We start from the raw sequence: 15,975 nt of genomic DNA, 5'->3' as shown, positions 1-15,975 counted from the left end.
ATATATAAAGGAGACTTTTTTAATAACGCATACTCATAATGAATGTAAGGCAGGGACCGCCACGTAGACTCCTGTGGGAATAGCTTGAGCTGAAGACCCCCGTAGGTGGCTGAAGCCAAGCCCACGGAAAGCGAAGTGGCAGTCCCTGCCAATTTCTTATCCTTGGAAAGATTGTTCCAAGTTTTTTAATACTGATTCTTTTTCTGGTTCACCAGCTGTTTTCCACCATTTTTCGAAAAATACACCAAGTCCCGGGAGTAAATGTTCTTCGCCTCGTTTGATGGCATCTTCTACGACTTCACGAATCTCAGTAGCACTATTGCCAACCATGTTGGCGGTAATTGCATCTCGAATTTGAAAGTTCATAATCTCTCCTCCTCACACCTCATTTTGTCCGCTACTATCGCCACTTATACATGAATTTGATACACTAAAAAGAAAAAGGCGGTATAACTATCGATGAAACGTATTGAATCATCACAAAATACACAAGTTAAACATTGGAAAAAACTCGTTTCAGTTCGAAAAGAACGTGATAAATCAGGTGAGTTTTTAGTTGAAGGCTTCCATTTGGTTGAAGAATCATTGAAAAATAAAGCAAATGTTTTAGCAATTATTGTTAGAGAAGGTACGACGATTCCTACTGACTGGAATGTCGATGATGTAGACATCATCGAAGTCACAATGGATATTGCGAAAGATATTGCCGAAACAGAGCACTCTCAAGGAATTTACGCTCATTGCAGCCAACAGCTGGCAACGTTGGAGCAACAACAAACTTGGAAAAAACTTCTTTTGGTTGATGCTGTCCAAGATCCAGGTAATGTCGGTACGATGATTCGGACTGCAGATGCTGCTGGAATGGATGCCATCATTTTGGGGAAAGGTTCTGCTGATGCTTATAATCCAAAAACGGTTCGTTCCGGTCAAGGTTCGCACTTCCATATTCCGATTGTAAAAGGTGATTTATCACAGTGGATTCAAACATGTAAAGATCAGGGAATTCCTGTCTATGGCACCTCCTTGGACGAATCGGTGTTATACAACCAAGTTCAACCTCAAGGGCAATTTGCTTTAATCATGGGCAATGAAGGCAGTGGTCTGTCGCCAGAGCTTCTTGTTCAGACAGATACGAACCTAAAAATCCCACTGCTTGGACAGGCAGAATCTTTAAACGTAGCAGTTGCAACCGGAATTCTTTTGTATTCATTAATTCCTCAAGCAAATTGAAGTTGATGAAAAAGTAAATCGTGCGTATAATAGATACTAATTCGATACATGTAAAAGCTGTGATCGGGAAGAGTACATGAAATCCTTTATTTCAGGAAGTTTGCATCAAGACTGTGAGTGCAAACAGTAAAGATTCATCGAAGTTCACCCCGTTAGCTGCCATCAGGACCAGCATATGCTATATGCTGTAAAGGTGCGCCGGTGAAGAGCCGTTAATTCAATGAAGTGATTACGTCTGGATACTCAGCGTAGTAATCAGGGTGGTACCGCGAAAATGTTCCTCGTCCCTTTTATAGGGGCGGGGTTTTTTTATTTTTTGGAAGGAGATGTACACATGCAAGAACAATTACAACAATTGAAAGATGAAGCGATTAGTAAAATCCAAGCCGCTTCAACTGTAAAAGAATTGCAAGACGTACGTGTTGCGTATTTAGGGAAAAAAGGGCCGATTACCGATTTGTTAAAAGGCATGGGTAAACTGCCAGCTGAAGAACGTCCAAAAATGGGTGCTTTGGTCAATGTCGTCCGTGAAGAAGTAACGGTAGTACTCGATGAGCGACTCGTTATTTTAGAAGACGCTGCCATTCAACAACAACTTGAAAATGAATCCATTGATGTGACATTACCAGGTCGTCCTGTAAAAACAGGAAATCATCATCCATTAACTCGTGTAGTGGAAGAAATCGAAGACCTGTTCATCAACATGGGCTATGAAATTGCAGAAGGTCCTGAAGTTGAAAAGGATTACTACAACTTCGAAGCATTGAACTTGCCAAAAGGACATCCAGCTCGCGATATGCAAGATTCATTCTACATTTCAGAAGATATTTTACTACGTACTCATACATCCCCAGTGCAAGCACGCACGATGGAAGCAAAAGGTGGAGAACCCATTAAAATTATTTGTCCGGGTAAAGTGTATCGTCGTGATAGTGACGATGCGACACACTCTCATCAATTCACTCAGATTGAAGGACTTGTTATTGGTGAAAATATTCGCATGAGTGATTTAAAAGGAACGTTATCCGTTTTTGCGAAGAAAATGTTTGGAGACGATCGTGAAATTCGTTTACGTCCAAGTTTCTTCCCATTCACAGAGCCTTCGGTTGAAATGGATATTTCTTGTTTCAAATGCGGCGGCAGTGGATGTAACGTATGTAAAAAGACAGGTTGGATCGAAATTTTAGGTGCCGGTATGGTACATCCGAATGTATTGGAAATGGCAGGATATGATTCGAAGCGTCTGTCAGGATTTGCATTCGGTATGGGACCGGAACGTATTGCGATGTTGAAATATGGAGTGGAAGACATTCGTCATTTCTATACAAATGATGTGCGATTCGTTTCGCAATTCCACCGGACGGAAGTGTAAGGAGGAGATCACATGCTCGTTTCTACAAAATGGCTAGCAGATTATATTGATACAAAAGGGTTGGCTCCGGCTGAACTCGCTGAAAAAATAACACGTTCAGGAATCGAAGTCGATGCAGTTATCGACCGTTCCCACGGCATGACAAACGTAGTAGTAGGCCATGTATTAGAATGCGGTAAGCATCCAGAAGCAGATAAATTATCGATTTGCCAAGTGAATGTCGGAGAAGAAGTGACACAAATTATTTGTGGCGCATCGAATATCGCAGCAGGTCAAAAAGTCATTGTCGCTCGCCCAGGAGCTGTTTTACCTGGTGGCATGAAAATCAAAAAAGCGAAACTTCGTGGCCAAGAATCGAACGGGATGATTTGTTCCCTTCAGGAACTTGCAATTGAAGGAAAGCTTGTACCAAAAGCATATGCTGAAGGCATTTACGTTTTACCTGCAGATACACAAGCAGGCGCGGATGCACTTGAAATTTTAGGTTTAAACGATACAGTTCTGGAATTAGGCTTGACACCTAACCGCGCGGATGCGATGAGCATGTTAGGCGTGGCATACGAAGTCGGAGCTATTCTTTCTGAAGATATGAAGTATCCTGAGATTAACTATTCATCTTCAAATGAAGTAGCTGAAAACGTTCTGAAACTTCGCGTGGAAGACGTGGATGCGAATCCTATGTACGTGGCAAAAGTCGTGAAGAACGTTGTCATCGGTGAGTCGCCATTATGGTTACAACAACGTTTGATGGCTGCAGGTGTACGTCCTCATAACAATGTTGTTGATGTAACGAACTATGTACTAATGGAATACGGTCAACCACTTCACGCATTTGATTACGACCGTTTACAAACGGGAGAAATCGTTGTCAGAGCAGCTCGTGCAGGCGAAAAAATAACGACACTGGATGATCAGGAACGCGAATTACAAGCGCATCATTTAGTCATCACAAATGGTCAAGAATCAGTAGCAATCGCAGGCGTCATGGGTGGAGCTAACTCAGAAGTACATGATGGCACGACAACAGTAGTCATTGAGTCCGCTTATTTCAAACCCGCTTCTGTCCGTCAAACTTCAAAAGATCACAACCTGCGTAGTGATGCGAGTTCTCGCTTTGAAAAAGGTGTGGATCCAAACCGCGTGGAAGCAGCTGCAGAACGTGCGGCTCAACTGATTGCGGAGCTTGCAGGTGGAGAAGTGCTGCAAGGAAGCGTGAAGTTTGATGAGTTGGATAAAACTCAAAAAGAAGTCATCGTATCACCTGACTTCATCAACAACCGTTTAGGGATGAAAATTTCTCTGGAAGAAATGACATCTATTTTAAGCCGTTTGAAATTTGATTTCGAAGCAGCGAATGGCTTGCTTTATATTAAAGCTCCGACGCGTCGCCAAGATATTCAAATTGAAGAAGATATTATAGAAGAAATTGCCCGTATTTACGGTTATGATGATATTCCGATGACTCTTCCTGAAGGGGAATCGACTCCGGGTGGATTGACACCTTATCAAGCACAACGTCGCATTGTCCGTACCTTCCTGGAAGGTGCAGGCTTGCACCAAGCAATTACGTACTCACTGACGTCAAAAGAATTGGCACAGCGTTTTGCTCTTGAGACAGCACCTGTAACAGAACTATTGATGCCAATGAGCGAAGAGCGCAGCACATTACGTCAATCATTAATTCCGCATTTATTGGAAGCGGCAAGCTACAACGTCGCGCGCAAAGCGGATTCCGTGACTTTGTTTGAAACGGGTTCAGTATTCCTTGGTGAAACGTCTGAAGGTCTTCCACACGAAGAAGAACACGTAGCGGCAGTCATGACTGGCAAATGGCTTGACCATAGCTGGCAAGGCGAACGCAAAACAGTCGATTTCTTTGTATTAAAAGGAATCATCGAAGGATTGTTTGCGAAGCTTGGATTAGATCATCTTGTTACGTTTGAACAATCTCAAAAGGATGGATTACATCCTGGGCGAACAGCATCCATCAAACTTGCTGATGAAGTAGTTGGTGTGGTTGGTCAATTACATCCAACCGAACAAAAGAAACGCGATTTGAAAGAAACGTATGTAATGGAAATGAGCTTGGCGAAGTTACTGAATTTCTCATTAGAGCCATTACTATATACGTCAGTTCCGCGTTTCCCATCCATCTCACGTGATATCGCATTAGTGGTAAGCCGCACGCAAGCTGCAGGTGAGTTACAACAGATTATCCGTAGAGCAGGTGGCAAGTTACTGAAAGATGTTCGCGTCTTCGATTTATACGAAGGAGAGAAAATGGAAGCGGGTCAAAAATCCGTGGCATTCTCACTGACTTACGAAGATCCAGAACGTACATTAACAGACGAAGAAGTCGTAAAAGCTCATTCGAAAGTACTTAAAGCACTTGAAGAAGAAGGCAATGCACAGCTTCGAGGATAAATAGAGAAGAGGTAGATTCGACAGTGCTTGGCACTTTAGAATCTACCTCTTTTTCGTATGTGATAATGGAATAAAATGGGTGAAACCGATTATATGGTATTTCATGCCGATTAAACGGACGTGCATGCTGATTAAAAGTCACCCCATGCCGATTAAAAGACCTTTCAAGCCGATTAAAATCTTTTCTTGTTTGCAATCGCCATCGCTTTCCCCGTATTCGCGAAATGTTTTTTCGTAATGGATGACAGAAATTCCTCGCCTTTGCTCAAGTAAATACGGGCTGCGACTTCATCCACTTTGGAGCTTGCCCCTTTTGGAATGGTCACTCCAGCTTTGACACTGAGTTTATCCATTTCTTCTAGAAACGCGACGCGTGCCAATATGGAAGCTGCTGCTACGGAAACATGCAATTGTTCCGCTTTAGTTGAGAAGAGAACATTTTCACGGATGATTTCTTTTTCTGCTTTCACGTGATTGTAGTAAATTCCACGTTCGGCAAACTGATCGATTAGGATGTATTCTGGTTTTTCAGGAGCAATTTTTGAAAGCACATGCTTCAACGCTTGGTTATGTAACAAGGCTTTTATTTTCCCTTGTGACCAACCTTTAGCCTGTACCGTGTTATATTTTTCGTTGCCAAGAATCAAGATACTATGTGTCAAAGCATTTTTTAAATCGGGAGCGATTTTACGCATAAGGTCATCCGTCAGCATTTTTGAATCTTTCACACCAAGGAACTGAATCAGCTCGATTTTATCGGCAGGTACGTAACAAGCAGCGACCGTCATCGGTCCAAAGAAATCTCCGGTTCCGGTTTCATCAGAACCAATCACGGATTTCGATGCGAATCCTTCAGGCAATATGTCTCCTTTTGCGGAACTCACTTTCTTACCTGCTTTCTCATTTAATGTCCCCCAGCGCATCGCTTCTCGTGTAGATCCACTGCCTTGAAATAAAACTTTTCCAGATTTATAGGCGGTAATAGAAGTGTCTGCTAGTTTAGCTGCGAAGACGACGCCTGGCGCGTTACGCTCGATTCTATTATTAGCATAGTGGGAAAATACTTCTTTTAATTGAGTAGGAGATAGTTGAAGAACTTCGTTGGACATGAACACTTTCCTTTCTGTGGCTACTTATTCACATGTACAGGTATTTCATGGTATGATAATTTATAGGATTTTTGATGGGGAGGGTAACCATTGTCAGAGCAACATAAAATACGAGTTTCAGTAGATATATATGGACAGACGTATAAAATGGTTGGTTCGGAAACGAGCGGTCATATGCGTCTCATTGCCTCAATGGTTAACGATAAAATGCGAGAAATCAATTCGCACAATCCCTCATTAGATAGTTCTAAGTTGGCGGTACTAACTGCGGTCAACACAGTTCATGAATATGTTAAATTAAAAGAACAAGTAGAACAACTGGAAGAAGAAATTAAAACGTTAAAGGGTTGAATACATGTTAGATATAATTATTTTAGTATTATTAGCAGCAGGAATTTTTGTAGGTGCAAAACGAGGATTAATCGTCCAATTGATCCATATGACTGGATTCATAATTGCGCTCATCGTGGCCTACTCCTATTATAAACCACTCGCTGAAAAATTTGTGCTGTGGATTCCATATCCGACTGTCGACTCAAGTTCAAGGCTGACATTTGCAATCGACAAATTGGATCTGGATCAAACGTTTTATCAGTTAATTGCATTTGCACTCATCTTTTTTGTTGTGAAATTTGCATTACAGTTGGTCGCATCCATGTTTGATTTTCTTTCATACTTACCCGTACTAGGATTTATTAGTAGAATTGCTGGTGCAATTTTGGGCTTCATCGAATTTTACATATTGTTGTTTATATTAATTTATGTTGTCGCTCTATTGCCAATTGCTCCTTTCCAGAATTTGATTGAGCATTCAAATTTAGCGGAATCTATGCTTAAAAACACACCATTTTTATCAGAAACGGTTAAAAACTGGTGGTATATCTATACTGAATAAGTGACTTCTCTCTTCCTGAGAGAAGTTTTTTTAAAGCCCTTCTTATTTAAATAGTTTTCAAGCGATCATCTATACATTTGTAATAAACTCATTCTGCTATTTCATGAACAAGCATACGTGTTTGTGAACCAATCTGACAGGGGACGAGGGGATACACATGAATAAAAAAATCATCATTAAAACTTTAGAGAAAATTGCTTTATATATGGAACTGAAAGGAGAAAATCCTTTTAAAGTATCAGCATTCCGAAAAGCTGCTCAAGCACTTGAACTGGATGCAAGAAGTCTTGCCGAAATGGATGATGTCACGAAAATTAAAGGCATCGGAAAAGGGACGGCTGCGGTAATCGAGGACTTAATTGAATCGGGGAAATCAACCGTCTTGCAGGAATTGGAAGAGTCAGTACCAAGTGGTCTATTGCCTTTGTTGAAATTGCCTGGTCTCGGTGGGAAGAAAATAGCCAAGCTATACCAGGAACTAGGGGTAGATTCTGCTGAGTCGTTGAAACAAGCGTGTGACGAAGGAAAAGTTCGTTCACTTGCCGGTTTCGGAGCTAAGACGGAAGAAAAAATCCTAAAAGAATTGGAACAATTCGATTCAAGACCGGACCGTTTGCCGATATGGCGTCTAGAAACCGCTGTAACTATAATCGAAGCTGTATTAAGTGGAATCAAGGAAATAGATCGATTTTCTGTGGCAGGTAGTTTCAGACGTGTGAAAGAAACGAGCAAAGATCTTGATTTCATTATCGCGACCAAGGATGTGGTTACGGTTCGGGAAACTTTATTGAAAGCATTGCCCGTATCTGAAATTATTGCCGCTGGAGACACAAAAGTTTCCGTTACGATTGATTATGAAGAATTAATTGATGTAGATTTCCGTCTGGTTGAACCCGCAGCATACACGACAGCTTTGCACCATTTTACAGGCTCGAAAGACCATAATGTGAAGTTGCGTCAGATCGCGAAAGCGCAAGGAAAGAAAATCAGTGAGTATGGAGTGGAACAAGAAGATGGGTCGAATCAAACATTTGAGTCTGAGAAAGATTTCTTCGCTCATTTTGGCCTTCCTTATTTTCCGCCACCTGTTCGAGAAGATTCTAGGGAGTTTGACCGTCAAGAGGAATTGAAAACACTTATTGATGTGAATGACATTCAATCTGATTTGCATATGCACACAACGTGGTCAGATGGTGCGCATTCATTAAGTGAAATGATCGAATCTTGCCTTGCTAAAGGGTACACACATATTGCCATCACCGATCACTCTCATTATTTGCGTGTCGCAAACGGATTATCTCCTGAACGCTTGCGTCAGCAAATGGCTGAAATAAAAGAAATTCAAAAAACATATCCGAACATTAAATTATTGGCTGGAACTGAAATGGATATCCTGCCTGACGGTTCCCTTGATTTTGATGACGAATTACTTGCGGAACTGGACTTTGTTATTGCCTCCATTCATTCAAGCTTTAGCCAACCGCAGGAAAAAATCATGGAACGATTATTAACGGCCATGAAAAATCCTCATGTTGATATGATTGCGCATCCGACGGGTCGTATCATCGGACAACGAAACGGCTATGATCCTGATGTCCATCAGCTAATTAAATGGGCTGCGGAATATGGGAAAATCCTTGAGTTGAATGCAAACCCTCATCGCTTGGATTTGGCGACTGAATATTTAGAGGAAGCACAAAAGCTGAATGTACCGATTGCCATTAATACCGATGCACACAGCATGGATCAATTGCGATTTATGGACATCGGCGTGAAATATGCACAAAAAGCATGGTTGAAAAAAGATATGATCGTCAATACATGGTCCTATGAGAAATTGATAAAATACTTGAAGTAATGGAGGTGTTTTTTAATGATCGCCAAACGCGCATTGAAAACACTTGAATTTGATAAAGTGAGAGAGCAAGTGGCAAGCTTTTGTACATCATCACTTGGCCGTACACATTTGGATTTACTTGAACCTTCCATAGATTTAGATACTGTGGTTAAACTTCTGGACGAAATGGATGAAGGGCTTTCTGTACTACGTGTGCGGGGAAATGTACCGATGGGCGGTATTTTTGACGTGCGTGGACATGCCAAACGAGCTCAAATAGGCGGTATGCTAAGTCCGACTGAATTGATGGAAATTGCCAGCACAATTCGAGCTAGCCGTATATTACGCCAATTTTTTGAAGCAGTAGAGGAATCAGAAGATATTAAAATTCCATACTTCTTAGAACGCAAACAAGCGTTGCCGATTCTTACAGCATTAGAACATGAAATCATTGCTTGTATTGATGACAATGGTGCTGTACTAGACAGTGCCAGCACTCAGCTTCGCACAATCCGTCAGCAATTGCGTGCACAAGAAAGCCGTGTTCGCGAAAAGTTGGAAAGTTACACACGTGGGAAAAATGCATCCAAAATGTTATCAGATTCCATCATAACGATTCGTAACGATCGATTCGTTATCCCTGTAAAACAGGAGTACCGTGGGAATTATGGTGGGATCGTCCATGATCAGTCATCTTCCGGGCAAACGTTGTTTATTGAACCAGATGCTGTTGTGCAGGCAAACAACGAAATTCGTAGACTGAAAATGAAAGAGCAAGAAGAAATCGAACGCATCTTGTTGGCATTGTCCCTGGAAGTGCAGGCTGTTGCTCACGATATATTTGTGCTGGTCCAGATTCTGGGTGAAATCGATGTGATCTTAGCGAAAGCAAAATATGGACAAGCCAACAAATGTACAAAGCCTAGTGTCAATGACACTGGCGTGATTCGATTGGTGAAGGCTCGCCATCCATTGTTAAAAATGGAGGAAGCGGTAGCCAACACGATAGAATTCGGCGACGATATTACTGCGATTGTTATTACTGGACCGAATACTGGTGGTAAAACAGTCACCCTGAAAACAGTGGGGTTATGTACATTAATGGCTCAGGCAGGATTGCCGATTCCTGTATTGGATGGTTCAGAAATAACCGTCTTTGATCAAATCTTCGCAGATATCGGAGACGAACAATCGATTGAACAAAGTTTGAGTACATTCTCATCCCACATGGTAAACATTGTGGATATTTTATCTAAGTTTGATGATTGTAGCCTCGTATTATTTGATGAACTTGGTGCAGGAACAGATCCTCAGGAAGGTGCGGCCTTAGCCATTTCCATTTTGGATGAAGTGCACGGCAGAGGTGCACGCGTGATGGCCACGACGCATTACCCTGAACTGAAAGCCTACGGATATAACCGACCAGGTGTCGCAAACGCCAGCGTTGAATTTGACGTTGAATCTTTAAGTCCGACTTACAAATTGTTGATCGGTGTTCCCGGACGCAGTAATGCTTTCGAGATTTCGAAACGACTTGGTTTGCCACAGCACATTATTAAGCATGCGCAATCATTTACTGGTACAGATCGTCACGAAGTGGAGTCAATGATTGCCTCACTTGAAGTGAGTCGTAAGCAATCGGAAAAAGATGCGGAACAGTCGCATGCCTTGCTCGTGGAATCAGAAAAAATTCAAGCGGATCTGACAACCCAGCTGAAAGAGTTGGAAGAACAAAAAGAAAAACTTGAACAAAAAGCGAAAGACAAAGCACGGAAAATTGTAGACGAAGCGAAACGAGAAGCCGAAAGCATTATCACTGAACTTCGCCATATGCAAAAAAATGCACAACACGTCATTAAAGACCATGAATTGATCGATGTGCGCAAACGACTTGAAAAAGCTGCGCCGGAAAACTCAGTACTGAAAAAGCAAAAGCAAATTAAAGAACGTGAGATGACGCTGACACAAGGTGACGAGGTCAAAGTGTTGAGTTACGGACAAAAAGGAATTTTGCTTGATAAAGTCTCAGACTCTGAGTGGAGTGTGCAAATCGGCATTTTGAAAATGAAGTTGCCTGAAACTGACCTGGAATACATCAAGCCGGAAAAACCGAAACAAACCGTAGCGATGACACATGTCAAAGGTCGCGACACGTATGTAAAACTGGAACTGGATTTACGTGGAGAACGTTACGAAGACGCCATCCTGCGGGCAGAGAAATACATTGATGACGCTGTATTATCCAGTTATCATCAAGTATCCATCATTCACGGAAAAGGCACGGGGGCATTAAGACAAGGAATTCAGCAGTTTTTGAAGAATCACTCCCGCGTGAAAAGTTACCGATTTGGGGAAGCCGGCGAAGGTGGACACGGAGTGACAGTTGTGGAATTAAAATAAGCGTCGGTGGTTGATTGACCGACTTTTCTTCAAGTTGTGAAATAAGTTTTTGAAACCATAATCCGTTTCAAACGTACAAGCTACAAACGTTTAAAGGAGTTAACATATGTTAGGTATGGATTTTTGGCAACACCCATTAGTAGAGACAGCAGGTTATTTCAGTGTGGTCGTGTTGTGTTTAATTTTGACAATGGTCGTATTTGAAATCGTCACGAAATATAAAAACTGGGAAGAGATTCAAAAAGGAAATGTCGCAGTTGCAATGGCGACAGGCGGGAAAATATTTGGAGTTGCTAATATTTTTCGTTATTCCATTGAAAATCATAATTCTTTGCCTGAAATGATGGGTTGGGGTTTATACGGTTTCGGATTGCTCGTCGTAGCATACTTTTTGTTTGAATTTTTAACGCCAAAATTTAATATCGACCGTGAAATTGAAAATGACAATCGATCCGTTGGGTTCATTTCATTATCTATTTCAGTAGGTCTGTCATTTGTTATTGGCGCAAGTATTTCTTAGGAGCGGATTGATTTGGAAAAATTAGCGAAAATTTTGCTCGGGGTCTGCGTTGTTTTTTTCATCGTGGGCATCGTTTATTTATATTTACAATAACTTTAGTAGCATGGGATGTGTAAAATGTCCCATGCTTTTTTCTCATTTTATTGTAAGCGGATTCATTTTTCTCTATAATAAAGAATAGGAATATTCAAACGATTAAAAAGGGGGAAAATAAAATGACGGCAAAACCATGGTTGTCTCAGTATCCACCAGAGATTCCTCATACGCTTTCGTACGATCCTATTCCGGTTCAGGAATATCTGACAAGAGCCTACCGTGATTATCCGGAAAAAGTTGCGATTCATTTTCTTGGGAAAGATTTGACGTACCAAGAACTCTACGAATCTGCGTTGAAGTTTGCTAACTATTTACGTTCACTCGGAATTCAAAAAGGTGACAGAGTGGCTATCATGTTGCCGAACTGTCCTCAAAATGTGATTGGGTACTATGGCATTCTTTATGCAGGTGGTATCGTCGTCCAAACAAATCCGCTTTATACAGAGAGAGAAATTGCTTATCAAATGAAAGATTCTGGCGCTAAAGCAATCTTGTCACTCGATATTTTATTCCCTCGTATTTCAAAAGTAATTAAGGAAACAAATTTAGAAAACATCATTATTACCGGAATAAAAGATTACTTGCCTTTCCCAAAGAATTTAATTTATCCGTTCATTCAAAAGAAACAATACGGATTCTCCGTAAAAGTCGAACATAGAGGCATGAATCACTTGTTCCCGGAAGTGATGAAGGTCGGCAAAGCACAAAAAATAGAAGTACCTTTTGACTTTGAAGAAGATATTGCGATTTTGCAATACACAGGAGGTACAACCGGATTCCCGAAAGGCGTTATGTTGTCCCATAAAAACCTGATTTCCAACGCTTCGATGTGTGATGCTTGGTTGTATCGATGTAAAAAAGGTGAAGAAACGATTTTGGGTATCCTGCCATTTTTCCATGTGTATGGTATGACAACCGTTATGATTCTTTCTGTCATGCTAGGTAACCGAATGGTATTATTACCGAAATTTGATGTAGATTCTGCTTTGAAAACGATAGATAAACAGAAACCGACGTTGTTCCCAGGAGCACCTACCATTTATATCGGCCTATTAAATCATCCGGATATTGCTAAATATGATTTATCCTCCATTCAAGCATGTTTGAGTGGTTCGGCACCATTGCCAGTGGAAATTCAGGAAAAGTTTGAGAAAATAACTGGTGGGAAACTTGTTGAAGGATATGGTTTGACTGAATCTTCTCCTGTGACACATGCAAATTTTGTTTGGGATAATGAACGAATTAAAGGTTCTGTCGGTGTTCCTTGGCCAGATACAGAAGCGGCGATTTTCCAAGTGGATTCTACAGAGCCAATGCCTTCTAGAGAAATAGGAGAAATTTGTGTACGCGGACCACAAATCATGAAAGGTTATTGGAACCGTCCAGAAGATACTGAAAATACAATGCGCGATGGATGGTTATTGACCGGTGACTTAGGGTATATGGATGAAAAAGGATTCTTTTACGTTGTAGACCGTAAAAAAGATATGATTATTGCAGGTGGATTCAATATCTATCCTCGAGAAATTGAAGAAGTTCTTTACGAACATCCAGCTATCCAGGAATGTGTCGCTGTCGGTGTACCTGATCCATATCGTGGAGAAACCGTCAAAGCATATGTTGTATTAAAAGAAGACCAACATGTTACAGAAGAAGAATTGAACGCTTTCTGCAGAGAACACCTCGCAGCATTTAAAGTTCCTAGAATTTACGAATTCAGAAAAGAGTTACCGAAAACAGCAGTAGGTAAAATTCTTCGACGCTCTTTAGTTGAAGAAGAAAAAGAAAAATATAGAGAAGCAAGTGCAACGTCGTAACAATTCTTGACAACGTTTGTACTTCAGTTTAAGATGAAATTGTGAATGAACACTCATTCATAATTTCATCTTTTTTGGTGGTGGTATCTATGAAACGAGACAAACCGAAATTTAAACAAATAATCGACGCAGCCGTAGTAGTGATTGCAGAAAATGGGTATCACCAAGCACAAGTTTCTAAAATCGCGAAACAAGCAGGCGTCGCTGATGGAACCATTTATCTGTACTTTAAAAACAAGGAAGATATCTTAATTTCTGTCTTCCAAGAAAAAATGGGTTTATTTGTTGAGAACCTAAAAAAAATCATAAGTGATGGATCAACATCATCCGAAAAACTATTGAAAATGGTGGAAAATCATTTTCGTGTATTAGCTACAGATCATCATTTAGCCATCGTCACTCAATTGGAACTGAGACAATCCAATAAAGAAATTCGCATGAAAATCAATGAAGTGTTAAAAGAGTACTTAATGTTGCTTGATGATATTTTAATTGAAGGATTGGAAAATGGTGAATTTCAAGAAGAATTAGATATTCGTCTTGCGAGACACATGGTCTTTGGTACAATTGATGAGACGATTACTACTTGGGTGATGAATGAACAGAAGTACGATTTGATGAAATTGGCACCTAAAGTTCATCGTTTATTAATGAGTGGTATGAAATCATAAGTGAAGGGATGGGCTTGTATGGAGTTTTTGAGTTGGACTGTAGAAAATTACGTTGCGAAAGTAACGATTAATCGACCGCCGGCAAATGCGTTATCACGAGCACTTATTCTCGAAGTAAACGAATTGCTGAGTGTTGTCGAGCATGATGACAGCGTTCGTGTCATCGTTTTGCACGGGGAAGGACGTTTCTTCTCAGCAGGCGCAGATATTAAAGAGTTTACTTCAATAAAAACTGGGGAAGAGTTTTCTGCATTAGCTGCAAGCGGTCAAGAAATTTTTGAACGCGTTGAAAGATTCTCAAAACCTGTGATTGCTTCCATTCATGGAGCGGCACTTGGTGGAGGACTTGAACTTGCGATGAGCTGTCACATGCGCATCGTATCTGAAAATGCTAAACTTGGACTGCCGGAACTACAGCTTGGCCTGATTCCAGGTTTTGCGGGCACTCAACGTTTACCACGTTTAGTTGGAATGCCGAAAGCAGCAGAAATGTTGCTAACAAGCGAACCAATCAGCGGATTGGAAGCGGTTCAATGGGGATTGGCAAACCGTGCATATGCGGAAGATGAATTATTAGCCAAAACTATGGAACTAGCAAGTAAAATTGCGAAGAAGAGCCCAGTTGCAATGAAAGCAGCAATAGACATGTTACAATTTGCAAAAACGTACGCTTATGATGAAGGTGTGAAAGCTGAAGCGCAATCTTTTGGAACCGTTTTCGTTTCGGAAGATGCTCAAGAAGGCATTTCAGCATTTATCGAAAAACGCGAACCATCGTTCAAAGGAAAATAATGAAAAGTATTGGGAGGCCTGCAACATGAATATTTATGTGTTGGTAAAACGTACATTTGATACAGAAGAAAAGATTGTCGTTTCTGGTGGCAAAATTCAGGAAGACGGCGCTGAATTCATCATTAATCCTTACGATGAATATGCAATTGAAGAAGCGATCCAAGTCCGCGACGCTCACGGCGGCGAAGTGACGGTATTGACAATGGGTGGGGAAGACGCTGAAAAGCAACTTCGTACAGCTCTTGCAATGGGCGCTGATAAAGCTGTTCTAATCAACACAGAAGATGATTTGGATGAAATGGACCAATTTACTGCTGCTCAAATATTGGCAGATTACTTAAAAGATAAAAACCCAGATTTAATTTTAGCTGGTAACGTTGCAATTGATGGTGGATCTGGTCAAGTTGGACCACGTGTTGCTGACTTATTGGACATCAATTATGTAACAACAATTACGAAATTAGAAATCAATGGAACACAAGTCAATATCGTACGTGATGTGGAAGGCGATTCCGAAGTTCTTGAAACTTCATTGCCATTACTAGTTACAGCTCAACAAGGTTTGAACGAACCTCGTTATCCATCTTTACCGGGTATTATGAAAGCGAAAAAGAAACCACTTGAAGAAGTGGAATTGGATGATTTGGATATCGATGAGGATGATGTAGAAGCGAAAACGGAGACAATCGAAATTTACTTGCCTCCTAAAAAAGAAGCAGGTCGCGTACTGCAAGGCGATCTTTCAAACCAAGTACAAGAATTGGTGCAATTACTTCGCACAGAAGCAAAAGTCGTTTAATCGAATCTGAAGA

The 15,975-nt window shown here is 40.9% G+C and carries 14 protein-coding genes and 1 other annotated feature; of the genes, 12 read left to right on the top strand and 2 right to left on the bottom strand.

Features of this window, described 5'->3' with window-relative positions; all coding sequences use genetic code 11:
- Positions 1 to 156: 156 nt before the first annotated feature.
- A complete protein-coding gene (gene sspI / locus ACQKEV_RS10635; RefSeq protein WP_424471273.1) occupies positions 157 to 366 on the bottom strand; it encodes a small acid-soluble spore protein SspI in 210 nt (69 codons plus the stop codon).
- Between the two features lie 93 nt (positions 367 to 459).
- Between sspI and ACQKEV_RS10630 the strand changes: the two genes are divergently transcribed.
- From ACQKEV_RS10630 to pheT, 3 genes are all read left to right on the top strand, one after another.
- The gene (locus tag ACQKEV_RS10630) at positions 460 to 1,230 is read left to right on the top strand and encodes a TrmH family RNA methyltransferase (RefSeq protein ID WP_427445201.1); all 771 of its coding nucleotides are present in this window, start codon (positions 460 to 462) and stop codon (positions 1,228 to 1,230) included.
- Between the two features lie 50 nt (positions 1,231 to 1,280).
- Positions 1,281 to 1,522 (top strand) — a binding site (T-box leader).
- A gap of 42 nt (positions 1,523 to 1,564) precedes the next feature.
- The gene (pheS, locus tag ACQKEV_RS10625; protein ID WP_427445203.1) at positions 1,565 to 2,602 is read left to right on the top strand and encodes a phenylalanine--tRNA ligase subunit alpha; all 1,038 of its coding nucleotides are present in this window, start codon (positions 1,565 to 1,567) and stop codon (positions 2,600 to 2,602) included.
- Positions 2,603 to 2,614: 12 nt separating this feature from the next.
- Positions 2,615 to 5,026: a phenylalanine--tRNA ligase subunit beta gene (pheT, locus tag ACQKEV_RS10620; RefSeq protein WP_427445205.1), complete on the top strand. Its 2,412-nt coding sequence runs from the start codon at positions 2,615 to 2,617 to the stop codon at positions 5,024 to 5,026.
- A gap of 173 nt (positions 5,027 to 5,199) precedes the next feature.
- On the opposite strand, the gene rnhC is transcribed toward pheT, so the two are convergent.
- Positions 5,200 to 6,135, bottom strand: coding sequence for a ribonuclease HIII (rnhC, locus tag ACQKEV_RS10615; RefSeq protein ID WP_427445208.1), 936 nt, complete (start codon positions 6,133 to 6,135; stop codon positions 5,200 to 5,202).
- Positions 6,136 to 6,225: 90 nt separating this feature from the next.
- On the opposite strand from rnhC, the gene zapA reads away from it, so the two are divergent.
- From zapA to ACQKEV_RS10570, 9 genes are all read left to right on the top strand, one after another.
- Positions 6,226 to 6,486 (top strand): cell division protein ZapA, encoded by a 261-nt coding sequence (zapA, locus tag ACQKEV_RS10610; protein ID WP_427445209.1) that lies wholly within the window; start codon positions 6,226 to 6,228, stop codon positions 6,484 to 6,486.
- 4 nt (positions 6,487 to 6,490) lie between these two features.
- Positions 6,491 to 7,030, top strand: a complete 540-nt coding sequence (locus ACQKEV_RS10605; protein WP_427445210.1) for a CvpA family protein — start codon at positions 6,491 to 6,493, stop codon at positions 7,028 to 7,030.
- A 157-nt stretch (positions 7,031 to 7,187) separates the two neighbouring features.
- Positions 7,188 to 8,888: a DNA polymerase/3'-5' exonuclease PolX gene (gene polX / locus ACQKEV_RS10600; RefSeq protein ID WP_427445213.1), complete on the top strand. Its 1,701-nt coding sequence runs from the start codon at positions 7,188 to 7,190 to the stop codon at positions 8,886 to 8,888.
- A gap of 15 nt (positions 8,889 to 8,903) precedes the next feature.
- Positions 8,904 to 11,267, top strand: coding sequence for an endonuclease MutS2 (locus ACQKEV_RS10595; RefSeq protein ID WP_427445216.1), 2,364 nt, complete (start codon positions 8,904 to 8,906; stop codon positions 11,265 to 11,267).
- Between the two features lie 106 nt (positions 11,268 to 11,373).
- Entirely contained in the window at positions 11,374 to 11,787 is a 414-nt protein-coding gene (locus ACQKEV_RS10590) for a DUF350 domain-containing protein (RefSeq protein WP_427445218.1), read from the top strand.
- 215 nt (positions 11,788 to 12,002) lie between these two features.
- Positions 12,003 to 13,700: a long-chain-fatty-acid--CoA ligase gene (locus ACQKEV_RS10585; RefSeq protein ID WP_427445220.1), complete on the top strand. Its 1,698-nt coding sequence runs from the start codon at positions 12,003 to 12,005 to the stop codon at positions 13,698 to 13,700.
- Between the two features lie 89 nt (positions 13,701 to 13,789).
- Positions 13,790 to 14,371: a TetR/AcrR family transcriptional regulator gene (locus ACQKEV_RS10580; protein WP_427445223.1), complete on the top strand. Its 582-nt coding sequence runs from the start codon at positions 13,790 to 13,792 to the stop codon at positions 14,369 to 14,371.
- A gap of 18 nt (positions 14,372 to 14,389) precedes the next feature.
- Positions 14,390 to 15,163 (top strand): enoyl-CoA hydratase, encoded by a 774-nt coding sequence (locus ACQKEV_RS10575; RefSeq protein ID WP_427445224.1) that lies wholly within the window; start codon positions 14,390 to 14,392, stop codon positions 15,161 to 15,163.
- Between the two features lie 25 nt (positions 15,164 to 15,188).
- Positions 15,189 to 15,962 carry an electron transfer flavoprotein subunit beta/FixA family protein gene (locus ACQKEV_RS10570; RefSeq protein ID WP_427445226.1) on the top strand — a complete coding sequence of 258 codons (774 nt, stop codon included), beginning with the start codon at positions 15,189 to 15,191 and terminating at the stop codon, positions 15,960 to 15,962.
- Positions 15,963 to 15,975 lie beyond the last annotated feature (13 nt).

It is taken from the genome of Paenisporosarcina sp. NPDC076907 (genome assembly GCF_050269735.1).
Lineage (GTDB): Bacteria > Bacillota > Bacilli > Bacillales_A > Planococcaceae > Paenisporosarcina.
Note: the sequence above shows the minus strand (reverse complement) of the source record. Positions and strands in the feature narration are given on the sequence as shown.